This is a genomic window from Bacillus mexicanus (assembly GCF_050445615.1).
GTDB classification, from domain to species: Bacteria; Bacillota; Bacilli; order Bacillales; family Bacillaceae; genus Bacillus; species Bacillus mexicanus.
In genome coordinates this window covers 40807-60073 of record NZ_JBCEYV010000006.1, presented here as the reverse complement: position 1 = coordinate 60073, position 19267 = coordinate 40807, and the positions used below count along the sequence as shown (strand labels likewise).

The following is a 19267-nucleotide window of genomic DNA, read 5'->3' as shown; positions in this document are numbered from 1 at the left end:
CCGCCGCTAACATCAGGGAGCAAGCTCCCATCTGTCCGCTCGACTTGCATGTATTAGGCACGCCGCCAGCGTTCGTCCTGAGCCAGGATCAAACTCTCCATGAAGTAATGGAGCGCAGATTAAGTTCGTCACATCCTGTGACAACATCTGCATGACCTGCATCGTGCAGGCCCCTGACTACGCACATCACTGTGCGATTTTTTTAAAACTGAATTAACAGGTACGTTTTGTCTTGTTTAGTTTTCAAAGATCATTATTGCCGCTTAACGAAGCAGCTTTATTAATATAACATTTAGCTCCTTTTAAGTCAACAACTTTTTCCAAAGTGTTTAATGAAGCTTTTAGTTGATGTCAGCTGTTTATCAGCGACGTATAATAATGTATCACAGATATTATAAAATGGTCAACACTTAATTTAATCTTTATATTAAAAGCATTTTATCAGTTATATTCAATTGTCCATACTCATAAGATGTAACACAGGAATGATGGACAAGATAAGGAGGCATCATCAGTGAATCACTTCTATGTGTGGCACATTAAAAGAGTGAAACAATTTATTATTATACTTATCGCCGCATTTGCAGCAGCAAGCTTTTTTTATATTCAAAGAGCTGTTCCGCTTCCCGTGTTTTCAACTGACACCGGACCTAAAGCCATTTATAAAGGGGAAACGGATTCAAAAGACATTGCACTTACATTTGACATCAGCTGGGGGGATGAGAAAGCAGAACCCATTCTTGATACCTTGAAAGCGAACGGGATAAAAAACGCGACATTTTTCCTTTCCGCTTCTTGGGCTGAGCGCCACCCTGACACAGTAGCACGTATTGTGAGTGATGGCCATCAAATTGGGAGCATGGGCTACGCCTATAAAAACTATGCCAATTTAGAGAGCAGCGAAATAAAAAAGGACATTAACCGTGCAAAAACTGCTTTCAACAAGTTAGGGATCAAAGACATACAGCTATTAAGACCCCCTACCGGACAATTTAATAAGAATGTTCTAACGGTCGCAAAGCAATACAATTATACAGTCGTTCATTACAGTGTTAACTCTCAGGATTGGACAAATCCCGGGGTTGAAAAAATCATCGATAATGTGACCAAGCAGATTTCCGGAGGAGATATTGTTCTTTTACACGCCTCCGACTCGGCAAAACAAACAGATGAAGCATTGCCTGATATCATCCGCCAGCTGCAAGAAAAAGGATTTAAAAATGTAACCGTAGGTGATCTCATCGCAAACTCAGATGCCAAATCCGAAGAGGTAAAGTAATCACTTCGCTGCAAATTTCGGCAGCATCAGCAATTGGAAAGCATTACACGCCATTAAAGGAAAAAGCATCAAATAAAGCCAGTCCTCATTATTTACTCTTAATGCTGGAAACCATTCTAATGCTGTCATCACAACCATTAAAAACAACGATGATACAAAGGTTTTCTTAGAGGACTGCTTTTGCTTTATATAAGCTGTAATCACCCCAAAAATCAATAAAAGTACCGGTAACCACGCATAGCCTGCCAGCGACTCTCCGCTCTCGCCAAAAAACAGAAAGCGGACGTACATTAAATCGAAAGCAACAAACAGGACGAAAAACAACTGAAGCAAATTCCACAAAGACGAGGACCTTAATATTTCAAGCGCAAATCGGTGAACTGTTAAAAACACGAAAAAGCCCATTTGGCTGATCACACTGAAAATCATCCCTACGCCGATAAACCAAAATAAAACAGAAAAAATCTGTCCCGCTTCAAAAGCAAGAAACAACCCTCTATACTCTCCCCATTTTAAAGCAAAACCCACAATACTCGTGATAACCGCTCCGACAGCTAAAATAGAAAAGAAAAAACGAACTAAACCACGGCTTTTCATTTCTTTATTCATCCCCTCAAAAATCGCAAACCGCGATATTTTGTTATGTATAATTCCAAACAGATGAATCATATTAAAAGTAAGACAAGTATGTGAAAGGAGCTTAAGCATGTCAAAAGCCAAAACGCTATTGATGAGCTGTTTTTTGTTTTTATCTGTAACAGCTTGCGCTCCAAAAGACCAAGCAGCGGATATGGACTATGATCAGACCAAAAAAATGGTTGTTGATATATTAAAAACTGATGATGGAAAGAAAGCCATTAAGGAATTATTAAACGATGATGCGATGAATGAGGCGCTGGTGATTGACCAAGACGCAATTAAAGGAACAATAGAAAAAACACTTACCTCTAAAAAAGGTGAAGAATTTTGGAAAAACATCTTTGAAGACACTAATTTCGCTGAAGGCTTTGCCAAAACTCTTCAGACAGAGCATGAAAAGGTGATTAAAAAACTGATGAAGGATCCGGATTACCAAAAGATGCTGATGGGCGTTATGCAGGATCCGGGCATGAATAAAAAGTACAGCGAACTCGCAAAAAGCCAAGAATTCCGCAGTTACTTAGAGGAGGTCATTAACGAAACACTTTCAAGCCCGCTTTACAAAAAACAGTTTGAAGATGAGCTGAAAAAAGCAGCAAAAGAAAGTGAATAAAGGGAAAGCCGGGATCTAAAATCCCGGTTCACCTTTTTATAATTGTTCTGACACCTTTGCAGCTATTTCTTTTGCAATGTCCTGATATATTTCTCCGACAGGGTGATTTTCGTCATAAACAGACGGAGCAAATTGCTCCTTATCCCAATCAGGCTGTTTCAACGGGATTCTGCCGAGTAAAGGCACGTGCAGCTCCTCAGCCAGCTTATCTCCCCCGCCTTTACCAAAGACATATTCTTTTTCCCCTGTCTTTATGCTTTCATAATAAGCCATGTTCTCTATGACACCAACAACTTCATGATCAGTTTTAATTGCCATAGAGCCCGCTCTGGCCGCAACAAAAGCAGCTGTTGGATGCGGCGTTGATACGATGATTTCTTTGCAGCTCGGCAGCATTGTATGTACATCAAGAGCAACGTCCCCTGTTCCAGGCGGAAGATCGAGAACGATATAATCTACCTCTCCCCACTCTACTTCGTGAAAAAAGTTATTCAGCATTTTACCAAGCATAGGCCCTCTCCATACGACCGGAGCATTTTCTTCCACGAAGAAGCCCATTGACATCACTTTTACCCTAAAGCGTTCAACAGGAAGCAGTTTCTCTCCTTCAACAGTAGGTCGCACAGTGATACCCATCATATCCGGCACACTGAAGCCATAAATATCCGCATCAATTAAACCGACCTTTTTCCCGAGACGAGCCAGAGAAATAGCAAGGTTTACTGATACAGTTGATTTGCCTACGCCGCCTTTTCCGCTAGCTACAGCAAGAAAAACTGGAGGGTTGTCCATGTTTAATAATGTTTTTTTCTCAGCTGACGGCGCCCGGAATTTAGCAACCGTTTCTGCAGGCAGCTCTTCAAATCGGAGACCGACCGTCTCAGCGCCTGCCTCTTTTAAGGTGTTTACGATCTCTTGCTGAATCTTCATTTGTTCAGCAGTCCCAGTTTTGGCAAGAGCGACTTTTACGCTGACATGCCGTTTTTCAGGCTTTATTTTTATTTCCTTAACAGCATCCAATTCTCCCAAAGGTCTTTGAAGAAAAGGTTCGCGCATTTCACTGACTCGTTTTCTTACCTCATCTTCTCTTATCATCGAACCTCTCCCTTTTGTGTATTCGTTTACAATCAGTATTATATCATACATAAATCGCAGGTGTCTTACGCGTAGAACATACGAAAACCCTCCTTTACTCCGGAGGGTCTCCATTTTCTGTGAAATATCGCAAAATACCTTTATATATGGAAGATGCCACCTTGTCCTGATATTTCGGTTTCCCTAGCAGCACCGCTTCGCTTGGATTGGATAAAAAGCCGACTTCTACAAGTGCCCCCGGTTTGGTAACGTTTTGCATTAAGTAGATCCCATGAATCCGTTTTGCCTTCCGAGTTGTGTTTTCCAAATTTCTTCTCAATTCATCCTGAATGTATTTCGCTACTTTTTCATTTTCTGCATATTTTCCATAATAAAAGCTTTGGGCTCCGCTCCACTTTTGTGATGGAATTGCATTGAGATGAATGCTGATATAGAGTTCAGCCTCTGAATGGTTTATTAATTTGACTCGCTGCCTTAGGTCTTCCGCTTTTCGTCTGCTATAGCCTTTCGTTCCTTCTGGTGCGAGATCCGTATCACGTTCTCTGGTCATAATGACAAGCGCCCCTTGCTCCTGAAGGTAATCCCTGACTCTAAAGGCCACTTCTAACGTTACATCTTTCTCTAACATTTTTCCGCCAACTGCTCCGCCGTCAGGTCCGCCATGACCTGGATCTAAATAGATAATTTTCCCGCTCAAGGGCAGGCTCCACGGCTTCCAAGAATCATTATTGCTGAACTGATACTTAAATAGAAATAGCAGTACAATGAAGCCTAACAAAAAACCGAGCCATTTCAGCTTTTTCCTCATCCCTTCCCCTCCCGCTTGTCCGTTATTACATAACTATGGGACAGGGCTGGGAAATATGATCACCGCATGCGAAGCTTACACTGTTTTTCTCTTTGGACAACCCCGGCTGTCCACCAGTCTTTAATAAATTTGCATGCAGCTTCATACACCGTTTTTTTATCAAATGTCGCGTATTGCTCGTGTATCCAATTATAAAGGTAATCAAAAAACTCCAGACGAAGCTCTTCTTCTTCTCTTGCAGAGCGGGCACTGATGCTCTGCATGGATTCTCCGTAATAGACGAATACTCCAAAACGCCCGCCTAACAAATAAGCTTCTATAGCAAAATCAATACAGCCTTCGCTAATGATATCTCGTTCATCATGTAAAAACGGAAATAACGGTTCCAAACAGTTCTTAACAGACTGGATAATTTGTCTGAGAGAGAGTTCTTTGAGCAAGTTCTTTTCTAATTCAAAATCCTTTTGACGTTTCACGTCCATAAAAGACAGCACCTCAGCCATACATATTCACTCTCCTTTTACCGGTTATTTTGAGGTTCGGATGGTAAAACAATGCCCGATTTCGATTGGAAATTCGCCCAAATGAAGGTGATATAAGAAGAGGATTTAGCAGCTTTCCGCGAGCATAGAACGAATGTTCTGTAAGAGGTTATTAAAAAAGCAGCCCTATGAACAGGTGCTGCTTTTCATACTTTCAAGCTTCTTGTTGCAGAATATGTATGAATATATTGGTCCAATACAAACCCACCTTTATCTTCATAAAAACCAGTGACGACAAAGCCGGCATCAATTTGGCCTTTAATTTGGTCTTCTAGAGAATGGCCGAATTCAAGAGCCTCATGATTCTCAATCATTTTTTTCACTTTATGTTTTGGAAGATCTTCCGAGTCGGCATATGGAATGGAGTGTTTTACTTTTAAAATCCCTTGCTGTTCTAATTCTACATCAAACAGAAATACGACTGGATTGACAAAACCTGAAATGAGAACGCCGTTTCTTTTCAGCACACGGTGCGCTTCCTCCCAAACCGGGAGGACATTCTCAACAAAAACATTGGCAACAGGATGTACAATGACATCAAATGATTCATCCTGAAACTGACTAAGATCGTCCATACTCCCTTTGATGGTATGTATGGTGAGACCGTCACGCTCAGCAATCATTCTATCCTGGTTCAGCTGTTTTTCTGAGTTGTCTAATACAGTGACATCCGCTCCTGCCGCTGCCAAAACGGGGCCCTGCTGGCCGCCACCTGATGCTAAGCAGAGTACTTTCAGCCCCTTAATAGGCGGAAACCAGTCTCTTGGTACATCTTTCATCGGTGTGACCCTTATATCCCAACTGCCTGTTTTCGCTTGTTCGATGACATGCTGCTCTACAGCAACAGTCCATTCATTGCCTGTGTCTACTTTTTGATCCCAAGCTTTGCTATTATGGTCTACTAACGCATTCATGAATCGTTCTCCTTACTTTAGTGTATAGAGTATAACAAATATTTCTAGATTGGTATCGCTTTCCCTTTGTATATTTAGAAAAAGTTCATGAAAACGCAAAAAAATCACAAAGGAGATATGTGATTTACATGATCTGATTTACACTTATTTCGTCAAATGTTGTCATTAGCAAAGAGTGAATGTTCCCCCGGCTATGAAACAGATGAAGAATCAGCTGGGGTTAAACAAAGGGGAGATTAGTGGTTAAAATGAGCTGGCCAGATTTAAAGTAATTACTGGCTAATGAAAGCTATCATGATTATTACAGCTAGAGCGTTTATTAGCAAGCATTTCGCTTAGCTCTTTTAATGGTTAATGGTTATTAGCTGGATGCGGAGGTGCCAAAAAACAAAAAAAGCTCCCAACACAAGGTTGAGAGCTTTGAAACGTAAAATTAACGTTTTGAGAACTGAGGTGCACGACGAGCGCCTTTAAGACCGTATTTTTTACGTTCTTTCATACGAGCGTCACGAGTCAGAAGACCTGCACGTTTAAGTGTTGCACGGTATTCTGGATCTGCTTCAAGCAAAGCACGAGCGATACCATGACGGATTGCTCCAGCTTGACCAGATAAGCCGCCTCCATGTACGTTTACTAAAACATCATAAGTACCAGCTGTTTCAGTTAAAGTTAATGGTTGTTTGATATCTTCGATTAGAGCTGGAGATGGAATGTGCTCGCTGATTTCACGATTATTAACGACGATACGACCTTCTCCTGGAACTAAGCGCACACGCGCTACAGAACTTTTACGACGGCCAGTACCGTAATATTGAACCTGTGCCAAATTGGTAACCTCCTTTTTAATTAACCGCGAAGTTCGTAAACTTCAGGTTTTTGTGCTTCGTGTGGATGCTCAGAACCACGGTATACGTTCAATTTTTTGAACATTTGACGACCTAGAGAACCTTTTGGAAGCATGCCTTTGATAGCAAGCTCAAGCATTTTCTCAGGGTAGTTTGTACGCATTTCAAGAGCAGTTCTTGATTTTAATCCACCTGGATGTTGAGTGTGACGGTAGTAGATTTTGTCAGTTAACTTCTTACCAGTTAACTCGATTTTTTCAGCGTTGATGATGATCACATGATCTCCAGTATCAACGTGTGGTGTGTAAGTCGGTTTGTGTTTTCCGCGAAGGATAGATGCAACTTCTGTAGAAAGACGTCCTAAAGTCTTGCCAGCCGCATCAACAACTAACCACTTGCGTTCAATAGTACTTGCGTTAGCCATAGGTGTTGTACGCATTGAATTTCCCTCCTAAATGATCTGTCATTTTCAATAAACTTCGATTACGTTCTATTTCACAACACAATAAGTTCCGGGGCTTATCGTGGGGTTGAAATACATACCATATGATATCTTATAACTTTATGCAGACTCTGTCAAGAAAATATTACACACCTGGTTTAGTTGTCATAGAAAACGTTCCATAAATACAGCCCGTGCCCTGGCGCTGTGCGCCCTGCCGCTTCGCGATCCTTCGCATCCAGCATGGATTTCACATCATCAGGAAAAATTTTACCAATACCTGCATCAAGCAAAGTACCCGCAATAATTCTGACCATATTATATAAGAAGCCGCTGCCTATGATCCGCATCTGCAGGCCATCATCTGTCTCAGTCCAATCAAGTTCGTAAATCGTTCTTACCTTGTCCTGCACGTCTGTTTTAACCGCGCAAAAGCTCGTAAAATCATGTGTCCCTATAAGGTGCTTTGCCGCTTCTCTCATGTCCTGCACATTAAGGTGATATGAAAAATGGTAAGCGTAATGCCGTTTAAATACGTCCGGGTATTTCTCCGTGTATACAAAATAGCGATATTCTTTTTTGACTGCGCTAAATCGTGCATGGAACCCATCATCCGCAATTTCTGCTTGTTTGACTGCGATATCGTCCGGAAGCAGTGAGTTTAAAGCATAAGGCCATCTCTCCGCTGGAATTGACAGCGAAGTATCAAAATGAATGACCTGTCCGGCTGCGTGAACCCCGCTGTCTGTTCTTCCTGACGAAACGACCGGGATTCTCTCTTTCGACTTATGCAGGACAGCCAAAGCCTTCTCCAGTTCATCCTGAACCGTTCTTTTGTTCGGCTGTACCTGATATCCATTAAATAAATGTCCGTCATAAGAAATCGTGCATTTCAGTCTCATACTGCACCTCTAAGTCCTTAAGAAAAATAACAAAACAGCCAAAATCATCAAGCTGACAATGACAGAAGTGTCTTTGCCTGTCCATACAAGCTTTCTGTATTTCGTGCGTCCTTCTCCGCCTTGATAGCCCCTTGCTTCCATTGCTACCGCAAGCTCTTCAGCGCGTTTAAATGCACTGACGAAAAGAGGGACAAGGAGCGGGACAATAGCCTTCACTCTGTCTTTAACTGGTCCGCTTGTAAAATCAGCGCCTCTCGCCATCTGAGCCTTCATGATCTTATCAGTCTCCTCCATCAAGGTCGGGATAAACCGCAAAGATATTGACATCATAAGTGCGAGCTCGTGAACGGGAAGCTTTAGTTTTTTCAATGGATTCAGCAGCTTCTCCATCCCATCGGTAATCTCAATCGGTGTTGTCGTCAGCGTTAATAAAGTGGTGATTAAAATTAAATAGACGAATCTGAGAGAGATGAATATCCCTTGAACCAAACCGCCCTCATAAACTTTGAAGACGCCTAGTTGAAAGATAACCGGGCCTTCATGTGTCATAAAAATGTGAAGAAGAAACGTAAAAAGAACGATCCAAATGATAGGCTTTAATCCTTTCAGTAAAAAAGAGAAAGGAACTTTTGTTAAAGAAATGACGCCTGCAGTAAATAATCCCAGCAGTGCATATGTCTGCACATTATTAGCTAGAAATACAATGCAGACAAATAAGAAGATGGTGATTAGTTTTGTTCTGGGATCAAGCCGGTGGACAAGTGAAGATCCCGGTACATACTTACCGATAATCATGCTGTCCATCATAAGGTTTTCTCCCCCTGAAAAAGAGCGCGGATGTCAGCAGCTGCATCTTCTATTGTGAGCATAGGCTCTTTAAATCTGACACCAAGTGCAGCTTCCAGCTGTCTTTGGAATTTTATTGTTTCCGGAAGATCCAGCCCCCAGTCAGCCATCTCTTCGCCTTTTAAGAACAAATCACGCGGACTGCCTGATGCTTGGATCGTGCCTTTATGCATGACGATCATTTCATCAGCGTAGGCAGCCGCATCTTCCATGCTGTGTGTCACAAGAATCGTCGTCAGGTTTCCCCGTTGATGAAGCTCATAAAACATATCCATAATCTCTTTTCGCCCTCTTGGGTCCAACCCTGCAGTCGGTTCATCAAGAACAAGCACTTCAGGATTCATTGCAAGTACTCCGGCAATTGCCACTCTGCGCATTTGCCCACCGCTTAATTCAAAAGGCGATCTGTCCAGAAGCTCTTCTGATAATCCTACAAGCTTTAGCATCTCTCTCGCTTTTTGTTCAGCATCTTCTTTTTTCACACCAAAGTTCATCGGTCCGAAAGAAATATCTTTAAGTACTGTTTCTTCAAATAATTGATGCTCAGGAAATTGGAAAACGATTCCGACTTTTTTACGAAGAGATTTCAGATCTTTATTCTTTTTCCCTGCCTGAATGACAGTGCTGCCTAATGATATTTGTCCCTTCGTCGGCTTCAGAAGACCATTTAGGTGCTGTAAAAGAGTGGACTTACCAGAGCCTGTATGCCCGATAACTGCTACGTAGCTGCCTTCTTTAATCGATGCATTGATATCATAGAGTGCAAGGCGCTCAAACGGCGTCTTCATCTGATAGCGATGCTCTACATCTTTGATTGTAATGTCCACAGCTCTTTCACCAGTCCTTCCTGAGTCAAATGATTTTCTTCCAAAGCCAGTCCATTTTCTTTTAAAAGCTGGCTTAGCTGGAATGAGAAAGGCAAATCAAGCCCGATTTGGACAAGTTCTTTATTCAATTTAAAAATATCTTCAGGCAGCCCTTCGGCATACTTTTTGCCGCCATTCATCACGATGATCCTGTCTGCTTTTGCTGCCTCATCCAGATCATGTGTAATAGAAATGACAGTCGCCATACCCTGTTCCTTTAAATGCCTTACCGTTTCAAGCACTTCTTCTCGCCCGATCGGATCAAGCATGGATGTTGCTTCATCTAAGATAATGATATCAGGACGTGCGGCAATAACCCCCGCAATCGCAACCCTCTGCTTTTGGCCTCCGGAGAGATGGTGCGGCTCTTGATCGAGAAAATCTTGCATATTCACCTGTTTTACTGCCCAGTCTACTCTCTCAATCATTTCTTCCCGCGGTACACCATTGTTTTCTAAACCAAAAGCCACATCATCGCGAACAGTCGTTCCGACAAATTGGTTATCCGGATTTTGAAAGACCATACCTATCTTTTTACGCACTTCCCAAACCGATTCCTCTGTCAATTGAATTCCGGCAACTTTAATGTCGCCTGATTCAGGAAGAATTAAACCATTCAATGCCCGCGCCAGTGTTGATTTCCCTGAACCGTTATGACCTACAATTGCAAGCCACTCACCCTCATACACCTGCAGGGAGACGCCGTCTAGTGCCCGTCTTTCTGCGTCTTTCCGATATCGAAAAACGATATCCTCTACCGATATCAACTGATTTTGATTCATGGAAAACCGGCCTCCTCTCAGCTAATGCTCTGCTTTTCTCTCTATATATAAAAAGTTGCAGTATCTAAAAAAAGGGCATAGATCCAGTTAGAAACTGTCCCGCCCTTCTTTAGATACACAAAAATATGTGATTAAACCAATTCGATAATTGCCATTGGTGCTCCGTCACCACGGCGAGGACCAAGCTTCATAATACGTGTGTATCCACCTTGGCGCTCCTCATAACGAGTTGCAATGTCAGAGAATAATTTTTGAAGTGCATCTTGGTTATTTTCTTCGTTTGCAACCTCGTTGCGGATGTATGCAGCAGCTTGACGGCGAGCATGAAGATCACCGCGTTTGCCAAGCGTGATCATTTTTTCAACTACAGAGCGAAGTTCTTTCGCACGTGTTTCAGTTGTTTCGATTCTTTCGTTGATGATCAAATCAGTTGTAAGATCACGAAGCATAGCTTTACGCTGTGCACTCGTACGTCCTAGTTTTCTGTATGACATATGATGTCCCCTCCTTTATTGGAATGCTGTTTCTGAATAATAAACACACGAAAATCCTAGTTCACAAGGGAAACTAGTCAATCGTCTTTGCGAAGTCCGAGTCCAAGTTCCTCCAGTTTCGCTTTCACTTCTTCAAGTGATTTGCGTCCTAGATTACGAACTTTCATCATATCTTCTTCCGTCTTGTTCGCAAGCTCTTGAACTGTGTTAATACCCGCGCGCTTTAAACAGTTGTAAGAACGAACAGAAAGATCCAATTCTTCTATAGTCATTTCAAGAACTTTCTCTTTTTGATCTTCTTCTTTTTCAACCATGATTTCAGCATGCTGAGCTTCGTCAGTTAAACCAACGAATATATTAAGGTGTTCAGTTAAAATCTTTGAACCAAGCGCAATCGCTTCTTTCGGTCCAGTGCTTCCATCGGTCCAAACATCAAGTGTAAGTTTATCATAGTTTGCAACTTGGCCTACACGAGTGTTCTCCACCTGATAAGATACACGAGAAACTGGCGTATAGATAGAATCGATTGGAATCACGCCGATTGGCTGATCATCACTCTTGTTTGCGTCAGCAGGCGTATACCCACGTCCTCTTTGAGCAGTAAGGCGAACTCGGAAACTCGCATTCTCACCAAGAGTTGCGATATGAAGATCAGGATTTAAGATCTCTACATCACTATCGTGTGTAATATCAGCTGCCGTTACAGTTCCTTCACCCTGTACATCAATTTCTAACGTCTTCTCTTCATCAGAGTAGATTTTCAATGCAAGCTTTTTAATGTGTAAGATAATCGTTGTAACATCTTCCACAACGCCTTCAATTGTCGAGAATTCGTGCAGTACACCATCTATCTGGATTGATGTTACAGCGGCACCAGGAAGTGAGGATAAGAGGATACGACGTAAGGAGTTACCCAGAGTTGTACCATATCCACGCTCAAGTGGCTCTACGACAAACTTACCAAATTTGGCATCGTCGCTGATTTCAACCGTTTCGATTTTTGGTTTTTCAATCTCGATCATTACTTAAAACCCTCCTTCAAAACGTCGAAACCTCGAATAGAATCATATGAGATTCCATCCGAAATTCCCCATTGTTTAGTCCCGTATGTGCTCAGGCAACGAGTCGGTGCATTCGTTTCATAAATAACTGTATCATAACCCATTATTGACAGGGACACAAAATCTATACAAACAAATTACACGCGGCGACGTTTTGGTGGACGGCATCCATTATGAGGAACAGGAGTTACGTCTCTGATAGCAGTGACTTCTAGTCCAGCAGCTTGAAGTGCACGGATTGCAGCTTCACGGCCTGAACCAGGTCCTTTAACAGTAACCTCTAGAGTTTTAAGACCATGTTCGATTGAACCTTTAGCAGCTGTTTCTGCAGCCATTTGCGCAGCAAAAGGAGTAGATTTACGAGAACCTCTGAATCCTAAAGCTCCGGCACTAGACCAAGAAATAGCATTACCATGAGTGTCAGTGATCGTAACGATCGTGTTATTGAAAGTTGAACGAATATGAGCAATTCCAGACTCAATATTCTTTTTCACGCGACGTTTACGCGTGTTAGATTTACGAGCAGCAGCCATTGTTTAAGAACCTCCCTTACTTATTTTTTCTTGTTAGCTACAGTACGACGCGGACCTTTACGAGTACGCGCATTGTTTTTAGAGTTTTGTCCGCGAACAGGTAATCCTCTGCGATGACGGATTCCGCGGTAGCTTCCGATTTCGATCAGACGCTTGATATTAAGAGAAACTTCACGGCGAAGGTCACCTTCTACTTTCAGTTTGTCAATAATATCACGAATTTTACCAAGTTCTTCTTCAGTAAGATCGCGCACACGAGTATCTTCTGAAACTCCAGCTTCTTTTAAAACTTGCTGAGCCGTTGTGCGGCCGATTCCGAAGATGTAAGTTAAAGAAATAACAACACGTTTGTCACGTGGGATATCTATACCAGCAATACGAGCCATTCTCTGGGCACCTCCTTATAAATTATCCTTGTTTTTGTTTATGCTTTGGATTTTCACAGATCACCATTACTTTTCCTTTTCTGCGAATAACTTTACATTTTTCGCAGATTGGTTTAACTGATGGTCTCACTTTCATGTGTTTCCAACCTCCTTCAGTTTCCGGAGTGCTTTATTTGTAACGGTACGTAATCCTGCCACGAGTTAAATCATATGGAGATAATTCTACCGTAACTTTGTCTCCAGGTAAAATGCGAATGAAGTGCATGCGGATTTTACCAGATACGTGAGCCAAAACAGTGTGGCCATTTTCAAGTTCAACTTTGAACATCGCGTTTGGCAGTGTTTCGACTATCGTACCTTCCACTTCAATTACATCGTCTTTCGCCATTCAAGTGTTCTCCCTTCTTCAAATCAGTAACTTGCTTTCTGACAAAATTCAAAAGAAGTTTGTCACACGCCCTGTTTCGTTTATACTGTTCTGAACTTCCGGAGATACGCAATCATAAAGGGTTAAATGATTGATATTCATTTTCTTAGGAGAATGTAATGTACGCTTTCTCCGTCTGCTGTTAGTACATTGATGATATCCAACAATCCAATGACAACGGCAAGATGAATTCAGTCTTGCCAATGTTCATCCAAACTTTCTGCCCTATCAAGCCGGAAAAACATCTGTCTTCGGAATCATTTTTATCATCTAGACTCTCGTCAGTATATCAAAACCCGTTTCCGTAATCGCAATCGTATGTTCAAAATGAGCACACTTTTTCCCATCTACCGTTACAACCGTCCAGTTATCAGCCAATGTTTTCACATAGCGGCTGCCAGCGTTCACCATAGGTTCAATAGCGAGAACCATGCCAGGTTTTAGCCGTGGTCCTTTGTTGGGCGGACCGTAATGAGGAATTTGCGGGTCCTCATGCAAGTCTTGACCAACACCATGTCCGACATACTCCCTAACAACTGAAAACTGCTCATTTTCGACATACGTTTGTATTGCGTGGGAAATATTCGACAAACGTTCACCTGGTTTTGCTTCCTGCAAGCCTTTATATAAAGACTCCTCTGTCACTTCCAGAAGTTTTTTGTCATCATCGCTGATGTTTCCTACCGGATATGTCCATGCAGAGTCACCATGATAACCATTTAATTTAGCACCGATATCAATGCTGATGATGTCACCGTCCTTCAGCACCCTGCTGCCAGGAATACCATGAACGAGTTCTTCATTTACTGATACGCAAATGCTCCCGCGAAACCCATTATACCCCTTAAAAGATGGGATTGCACCCTGCTTCTTAATAAAACGTTCGGCAATTTGATCCAATTCTTTTGTCGAGATACCTGGTTTAATGTGCTTTTTTAACTCTTCGTGAGTTAAAGCCACGATTCGCCCTGCTTCCCTCATGATATTAAGTTCACGTGGGGTTTTACAGATAATCATTTTTTCAATCCTCCAAGAAGATCCTTCACATCTGCATAAACGTCTTGAATGTCCTGTTGGCCATTTACGTTTGCAAGATAACCTTTCTCAGAATAGAAATCGAGTAAAGGCTGAGTTTGCTTCATGTTTACCTCAAGCCGTTTAGAGACGGTTTCCTCATTATCATCTGCCCGTTGATAGAGTTCGCCTCCGTCTTTATCACAAACACCCGGCGTTTTCGGTGGATTAAAGACTAAATGATAGGTTGTGCCGCAAACACTGCAAATTCTGCGTCCAGTCAGACGTTCCATTAGAGCGTCTTTATCGACTTCAATGTTAATGACATAATCAATCGGCTTGCCGTATTCCTCAAGAATTTGTTCAAGAGCTTCGGCTTGAGCGACTGTTCGCGGAAATCCGTCCAGAAGAAAACCTCTTTCACAATCATCTTTGCCAAGTCTTTCTTTTACAATTCCGATTGTGACTTCGTCAGGTACGAGCTCTCCCTTATCAATATAAGATTTTGCTTCGAGACCGAGTGGTGTTTCTTCTTTCATAGCAGCACGGAACATATCTCCTGTTGAGATATGAGGAATCCCATAATCCTCAACAATTCGTTCGCCCTGTGTGCCTTTACCGGCACCAGGAAGCCCCATTAAGACTAAGTTCATTCGGATTTCCCCCGTCCTCTCTTTATTAAGAGGGAATGGATAAATCCATTTCCTCTAGTTTTTCATAAATCCACGGTAGTTTCGTTTCACCAACTGGCTTTCTAGTTGTTTCATTGTCTCCAAGGCTACCCCGACAACAATTAACAAAGATGTTCCACCAATTTGTGCACTTTGAGGCAATCCAGCGAATTGAATGAAAAAGATAGGAAGAATGGAAATCACGGCTAAGAATATAGAACCCACAAACGTAAGTCGATACAAAATGCTCGTAATTCTATCTTGAGTCATTTTCCCTGGACGAACCCCCGGGATATAGCCACCCTGTTTTTTAAGGTTATCAGCCATTTGTTCAGGATTAACCTGTACAAAAGCATAAAAGTACGTAAAGGCAATAATCAACGCAACATATATTGCCATACCCACCGGATGTGTATTATCAAAGTAGTTTTGAATCCACTTTGTCACATCATTTGTTCCAAAGAATGACGCGATTGTCCGTGGCGTTATCAAAAACGCAACCGCAAAAATTACCGGAATAACCCCTGCAGGATTCACTTTCAATGGAAGGTGTGTAGACTGACCACCGCCAGCAGGTGAACGACCTGTGCCTTTAGCATATTGAATCGCAATTTTCCGTACAGCTTGCTGAATAAAAATAACTCCAACAATAACTGCTAAAATCGCAATCACAAGAAGTGCGACTTTCACAATATGAATAAACAGCTGATCGTTGCTGCCAACAAATTGAGTCTCATATATTTGCCCAACCGTTTTTGGAATACTAGCCACAATCCCCGCGAAGATAATGATCGATATTCCGTTGCCTACTCCATGGGACGTAATTTGTTCTCCAAGCCACATTAAAAAGGCAGTTCCGCCAGTAAGTACTAGAGCGATGATAAGATATGTTGATATGCCCGATTTTTCGATCAGCATACCGTTGGCCAGATTGTTGAATCCGTACGACATACCTAACGCTTGGATGAAACCAAGCACAATCGTAAAGTACCTTGTGAACTGAGCTAATTTACGGCGGCCAACTTCACCTTGCTTAGACCACTCGGTAAACTTCGGTACAACATCCATCTGAAGCAGCTGAATGATGATCGAAGCCGTGATATAAGGAGTAATTCCCATTGCGAAAATGGAGAATTGGTAAAGCGCACCGCCGCCAAATGTATTAAGGAGATCAAAAACACCCATTTGAGACTGTGCCTGTAACGCTTTGGCGTTAACATAAGGCACAGGAATAAACGCACCTATGCGAAAGACGATAAGCATGAGTAAAGTGAATATGATTTTATTCCTGATATCACTCACACGCATAAAGTTGGAGATTGTTTTAAACAAGTTAGATCACCTCAGCTGTACCGCCAGCAGCTTCAACAGCTTCTTTCGCAGAAGCAGAGAATTTATTGGCTTTTACAGTTAATTTTTTCTCTAATTTACCGTTGCCAAGAATCTTTACTCCTGCATTAAGTTTGCTAATAACACCAGTCTCAAGAAGAAGTTCAGGAGTGACTTCCGTTCCTTCTGCAAAACCGTTCAATTTGTCTAGGTTGACTACAGCGTAATCCTTACGGTTGATGTTAGTAAAACCGCGTTTAGGAAGACGTTGGAATAAAGGCATTTGTCCCCCCTCGAAACCTGGGCGTACACCGCCGCCAGAACGAGCGTTTTGACCTTTGTGACCTTTACCAGCTGTTTTACCGTTACCAGAACCAATACCACGACCTACGCGATTGCGCGTTTTGCGTGAACCTTCTGAAGGTTTTAATTCATGAAGTTTCATTAGGACACCTCCTTATCCGATCAATTATTTTTATTGTTCTTTAACAGAAACTAAATGAGATACTTTATTAATCATGCCACGAATCGCAGCGTTGTCTTCATGAACAACAGTTTGGTTTGTTTTCTTTAAACCAAGTGTTCTAACAGTAACGCGTTGATCTTCCGGGCGACCGATTACACTTCGTTTGAGGGTAATTTCTAATTTAGCCATTAATGTTCCCTCCTTATCCTAACAGTTCTTCTACAGATTTTCCACGAAGCTTCGCAACGTCTTCCGCACGTTTAAGTTCACTTAAACCTTGAAGTGTTGCACGAATCATGTTGATCGGTGTGTTAGAACCTAAAGACTTAGAAAGGATATCAGCTACACCAGCAAGCTCAAGTACCGCACGTACAGGGCCTCCAGCGATAACTCCAGTACCTTCAGAAGCAGGTTTTAACAAGATGTTACCTGCACCGAAACGTCCGATGATTTCGTGTGGAATTGTAGTTCCAACCATTGGTACTTCAATCAAATTCTTTTTCGCATCTTCAACAGCTTTGCGGATCGCTTCTGGCACTTCTTGTGCTTTACCAGTACCAAATCCTACGTGTCCGTTTTTGTCACCGACAACGACTAGAGCTGCGAAGCGGAAACGACGACCACCTTTAACAACTTTCGCTACGCGGTTAACCGTAACTAAGCGTTCTTCTAACTCTAATTTGCTTGGGTCAATACGACGCATAATCATGTGTCCCTCCTTCTTTTATTAAAATTTAAGTCCAGCTTCACGAGCGGCATCAGCCAAAGCTTTTACACGTCCATGGTATAAGTATCCGCCACGGTCAAACACTACGTCAGAAATGCCTTTTTCAGCAGCACGTTTTGCAACTAATTCTCCAACTTTAGTAGCAGCAGAAGAATCTCCAGTGCTTTCAACGTTCAAGTCTTTATCGAGAGTAGATGCACTAGCAAGTGTAACACCATTTACATCATCGATGATTTGAGCGTAAATGTGCTTGTTAGAACGGAAAACGTTCAGGCGCGGTCTTTCAGCAGTACCGGAAAGTTTAGCGCGAACACGAGCGTGTCTTTTAAGACGAGCAGCATTTTTGCTAGTTTTCGTAATCATCTAGGTCACTCCTTTCTTCACTTTAAGCGATCTTACTTAGCAGATTTACCTTCTTTGCGGCGAACAGCTTCACCTTCGTAGCGGATTCCTTTACCTTTATAAGGCTCTGGAGAACGGACAGCGCGGATGTTAGCAGCGATAGCTCCTACACGTTCTTTGTCTGTACCTTTTACAACTACTTTAGTTTGAGAAGGAACTTCGATTTCGATGCCTTCTTCAGGAACGATCTCAACAGGATGAGAGTATCCAACGTTTAAAACAAGTTTATTTCCAGATTTAGACGCACGGTAACCGACACCGACTAATTCCAAACCTCTTTCAAATCCTTTAGATACGCCTTCAACCATGTTGCCAAGCAGACTGCGAGTCGTACCATGCAGGGCACGGTGCTCTTTTTGATCAGAAGGACGAACGACTGTAAGCACATTGTCCTCTATTTTAATCTCCATATCAGGGTGAAACGTACGAGTTAATTCTCCTTTTGGTCCTTTCACAGCTACAGTGTTGTTATCATTTAACGTTACTGTAACATCAGAAGGAATCTCAAGTAGCTTCTTACCTACACGAGACATACCAAACACCTCCATTCATGTTAAACTTCTTACCAAACGTATGCTAGAACTTCTCCACCAGCTTGTTTTGCACGGGCTTCTTTGTCCGTTAAAACACCTTGTGATGTAGAAATAATCGCGATTCCAAGACCGTTAAGTACGCGAGGTACTTCGTTAGATTTTGCATAAACACGCAAACCAGGCTTGCTGATTCTTTTAAGACCAGTGATAACACGCTCGTTGTTTTGTCCGTATTTCAAGAAAACGCGGATGATACCTTGTTTACTGTCTTCTACGAACTCAACGTCACGAATGAAACCTTCACGCTTTAAAATTTCAGCAATTTCTCTTTTCAATTTAGAAGCAGGAATTTCAAGCTTCTCATGACGTACCATGTTTGCATTGCGAATACGAGTTAGCATATCTGCAATTGGATCTGTCATAACCATTATATAATTACCTCCTTCCCTTTCTTGGGGATTACCAGCTGGCTTTTTTAACGCCAGGAATTTGTCCTTTATATGCAAGCTCACGGAAACAAATACGGCAAAGTTTAAATTTACGAATGACTGAATGCGGACGTCCGCAGCGTTCACAGCGTGTGTACTCTTGTACTTTAAACTTTGGTGTACGTTGTTGTTTCGCAATCATAGACTTTTTAGCCACGATTTC

The 19267-nt window shown here is 42.1% G+C and carries 29 protein-coding genes, 1 rRNA gene and 1 pseudogene; 2 read left to right on the top strand and 29 right to left on the bottom strand.

Annotation, left to right across the window (positions count from 1 at the left end; all coding sequences use genetic code 11):
- Positions 1-104, bottom strand: a 16S ribosomal RNA gene (locus AAGG74_RS22925); the annotation flags it as partial.
- Between the two features lie 410 nt (positions 105-514).
- Between AAGG74_RS22925 and pdaB the strand changes: the two genes are divergently transcribed.
- Positions 515-1279 (top strand): polysaccharide deacetylase family sporulation protein PdaB, encoded by a 765-nt coding sequence (pdaB, locus tag AAGG74_RS22920; RefSeq protein WP_225493459.1) that lies wholly within the window; start codon positions 515-517, stop codon positions 1277-1279.
- Here pdaB and kbaA read toward each other — a convergent pair whose 3' ends face one another.
- Entirely contained in the window at positions 1280-1876 is a 597-nt protein-coding gene (gene kbaA / locus AAGG74_RS22915) for a KinB-signaling pathway activation protein (RefSeq protein ID WP_162104302.1), read from the bottom strand.
- Positions 1877-1985: 109 nt separating this feature from the next.
- On the opposite strand from kbaA, the gene gerD reads away from it, so the two are divergent.
- Positions 1986-2531 carry a spore germination lipoprotein GerD gene (gene gerD, locus AAGG74_RS22910; protein WP_162104303.1) on the top strand — a complete coding sequence of 182 codons (546 nt, stop codon included), beginning with the start codon at positions 1986-1988 and terminating at the stop codon, positions 2529-2531.
- 36 nt (positions 2532-2567) lie between these two features.
- On the opposite strand, the gene salA is transcribed toward gerD, so the two are convergent.
- The 27 genes and pseudogenes from salA to rpsN all read right to left on the bottom strand — a co-directional run bounded on the left by salA (position 2568) and on the right by rpsN (position 19261).
- Positions 2568-3626, bottom strand: coding sequence for an iron-sulfur carrier protein/transcriptional regulator SalA (gene salA / locus AAGG74_RS22905; protein WP_429677332.1), 1059 nt, complete (start codon positions 3624-3626; stop codon positions 2568-2570).
- Between the two features lie 94 nt (positions 3627-3720).
- On the bottom strand, positions 3721-4434 hold the full coding sequence (gene cwlD, locus AAGG74_RS22900; RefSeq protein ID WP_162104305.1) for an N-acetylmuramoyl-L-alanine amidase CwlD: 714 nt from the start codon (positions 4432-4434) through the stop codon (positions 3721-3723).
- A gap of 59 nt (positions 4435-4493) precedes the next feature.
- Complete coding sequence (locus AAGG74_RS22895) at positions 4494-4937, bottom strand: DUF2521 family protein (RefSeq protein ID WP_162104306.1); 444 nt, start codon at positions 4935-4937, stop codon at positions 4494-4496.
- Positions 4938-5122: 185 nt separating this feature from the next.
- Complete coding sequence (locus AAGG74_RS22890; protein WP_429677331.1) at positions 5123-5890, bottom strand: class I SAM-dependent methyltransferase; 768 nt, start codon at positions 5888-5890, stop codon at positions 5123-5125.
- Positions 5891-6323: 433 nt separating this feature from the next.
- Entirely contained in the window at positions 6324-6716 is a 393-nt protein-coding gene (rpsI, locus tag AAGG74_RS22885; protein ID WP_003225846.1) for a 30S ribosomal protein S9, read from the bottom strand.
- Between the two features lie 20 nt (positions 6717-6736).
- Positions 6737-7174 carry a 50S ribosomal protein L13 gene (gene rplM / locus AAGG74_RS22880; protein ID WP_003225844.1) on the bottom strand — a complete coding sequence of 146 codons (438 nt, stop codon included), beginning with the start codon at positions 7172-7174 and terminating at the stop codon, positions 6737-6739.
- A 161-nt stretch (positions 7175-7335) separates the two neighbouring features.
- The gene (truA, locus tag AAGG74_RS22875; RefSeq protein ID WP_162104308.1) at positions 7336-8079 is read right to left on the bottom strand and encodes a tRNA pseudouridine(38-40) synthase TruA; all 744 of its coding nucleotides are present in this window, start codon (positions 8077-8079) and stop codon (positions 7336-7338) included.
- 9 nt (positions 8080-8088) lie between these two features.
- Positions 8089-8886, bottom strand: coding sequence for an energy-coupling factor transporter transmembrane component T family protein (locus tag AAGG74_RS22870; RefSeq protein WP_429677328.1), 798 nt, complete (start codon positions 8884-8886; stop codon positions 8089-8091).
- Positions 8883-9752, bottom strand: a complete 870-nt coding sequence (locus tag AAGG74_RS22865; RefSeq protein ID WP_429677326.1) for an energy-coupling factor ABC transporter ATP-binding protein — start codon at positions 9750-9752, stop codon at positions 8883-8885. The genes AAGG74_RS22870 and AAGG74_RS22865 overlap by 4 nt, the downstream gene beginning before the upstream one ends.
- Positions 9728-10573: an energy-coupling factor ABC transporter ATP-binding protein gene (locus AAGG74_RS22860; protein WP_429677324.1), complete on the bottom strand. Its 846-nt coding sequence runs from the start codon at positions 10571-10573 to the stop codon at positions 9728-9730. The genes AAGG74_RS22865 and AAGG74_RS22860 overlap by 25 nt, the downstream gene beginning before the upstream one ends.
- A gap of 131 nt (positions 10574-10704) precedes the next feature.
- Positions 10705-11067, bottom strand: coding sequence for a 50S ribosomal protein L17 (gene rplQ, locus AAGG74_RS22855; protein ID WP_003225836.1), 363 nt, complete (start codon positions 11065-11067; stop codon positions 10705-10707).
- Between the two features lie 77 nt (positions 11068-11144).
- Positions 11145-12089, bottom strand: coding sequence for a DNA-directed RNA polymerase subunit alpha (locus AAGG74_RS22850; RefSeq protein ID WP_162104312.1), 945 nt, complete (start codon positions 12087-12089; stop codon positions 11145-11147).
- Between the two features lie 176 nt (positions 12090-12265).
- Positions 12266-12661: a 30S ribosomal protein S11 gene (rpsK, locus tag AAGG74_RS22845; protein WP_009966385.1), complete on the bottom strand. Its 396-nt coding sequence runs from the start codon at positions 12659-12661 to the stop codon at positions 12266-12268.
- Positions 12662-12681: 20 nt separating this feature from the next.
- Positions 12682-13047, bottom strand: a complete 366-nt coding sequence (rpsM, locus tag AAGG74_RS22840) for a 30S ribosomal protein S13 (protein ID WP_162104313.1) — start codon at positions 13045-13047, stop codon at positions 12682-12684.
- Between the two features lie 22 nt (positions 13048-13069).
- Positions 13070-13183, bottom strand: a complete 114-nt coding sequence (gene rpmJ, locus AAGG74_RS22835; RefSeq protein WP_003156543.1) for a 50S ribosomal protein L36 — start codon at positions 13181-13183, stop codon at positions 13070-13072.
- Between the two features lie 33 nt (positions 13184-13216).
- Positions 13217-13435 (bottom strand): translation initiation factor IF-1, encoded by a 219-nt coding sequence (gene infA / locus AAGG74_RS22830; RefSeq protein WP_003156508.1) that lies wholly within the window; start codon positions 13433-13435, stop codon positions 13217-13219.
- Positions 13413-13656, bottom strand: a pseudogene (locus tag AAGG74_RS22825) (KOW domain-containing RNA-binding protein); the annotation flags it as partial. The pseudogene AAGG74_RS22825 and the gene infA, both read right to left, overlap by 23 nt.
- Positions 13657-13744: 88 nt before the next feature.
- Positions 13745-14491 carry a type I methionyl aminopeptidase gene (gene map / locus AAGG74_RS22820; protein ID WP_162104314.1) on the bottom strand — a complete coding sequence of 249 codons (747 nt, stop codon included), beginning with the start codon at positions 14489-14491 and terminating at the stop codon, positions 13745-13747.
- Positions 14488-15141, bottom strand: a complete 654-nt coding sequence (locus tag AAGG74_RS22815) for an adenylate kinase (protein ID WP_162104315.1) — start codon at positions 15139-15141, stop codon at positions 14488-14490. Before AAGG74_RS22815 ends, map begins: the two co-directional genes overlap by 4 nt.
- Before the next feature lie 54 nt (positions 15142-15195).
- On the bottom strand, positions 15196-16491 hold the full coding sequence (gene secY / locus AAGG74_RS22810) for a preprotein translocase subunit SecY (protein WP_162104316.1): 1296 nt from the start codon (positions 16489-16491) through the stop codon (positions 15196-15198).
- Position 16492: 1 nt separating this feature from the next.
- On the bottom strand, positions 16493-16933 hold the full coding sequence (gene rplO / locus AAGG74_RS22805) for a 50S ribosomal protein L15 (RefSeq protein WP_019713056.1): 441 nt from the start codon (positions 16931-16933) through the stop codon (positions 16493-16495).
- A 30-nt stretch (positions 16934-16963) separates the two neighbouring features.
- On the bottom strand, positions 16964-17143 hold the full coding sequence (gene rpmD, locus AAGG74_RS22800) for a 50S ribosomal protein L30 (protein WP_003156497.1): 180 nt from the start codon (positions 17141-17143) through the stop codon (positions 16964-16966).
- Positions 17144-17156: 13 nt separating this feature from the next.
- Entirely contained in the window at positions 17157-17657 is a 501-nt protein-coding gene (gene rpsE / locus AAGG74_RS22795) for a 30S ribosomal protein S5 (RefSeq protein ID WP_003328273.1), read from the bottom strand.
- Between the two features lie 24 nt (positions 17658-17681).
- Positions 17682-18044, bottom strand: a complete 363-nt coding sequence (gene rplR / locus AAGG74_RS22790) for a 50S ribosomal protein L18 (protein WP_014112347.1) — start codon at positions 18042-18044, stop codon at positions 17682-17684.
- 32 nt (positions 18045-18076) lie between these two features.
- Positions 18077-18616 carry a 50S ribosomal protein L6 gene (rplF, locus tag AAGG74_RS22785; RefSeq protein WP_162104317.1) on the bottom strand — a complete coding sequence of 180 codons (540 nt, stop codon included), beginning with the start codon at positions 18614-18616 and terminating at the stop codon, positions 18077-18079.
- Between the two features lie 29 nt (positions 18617-18645).
- Complete coding sequence (gene rpsH / locus AAGG74_RS22780) at positions 18646-19044, bottom strand: 30S ribosomal protein S8 (RefSeq protein WP_003241998.1); 399 nt, start codon at positions 19042-19044, stop codon at positions 18646-18648.
- A gap of 31 nt (positions 19045-19075) precedes the next feature.
- Complete coding sequence (gene rpsN, locus AAGG74_RS22775) at positions 19076-19261, bottom strand: 30S ribosomal protein S14 (protein WP_003156488.1); 186 nt, start codon at positions 19259-19261, stop codon at positions 19076-19078.
- Between the last annotated feature and the right edge of the window lie 6 nt (positions 19262-19267).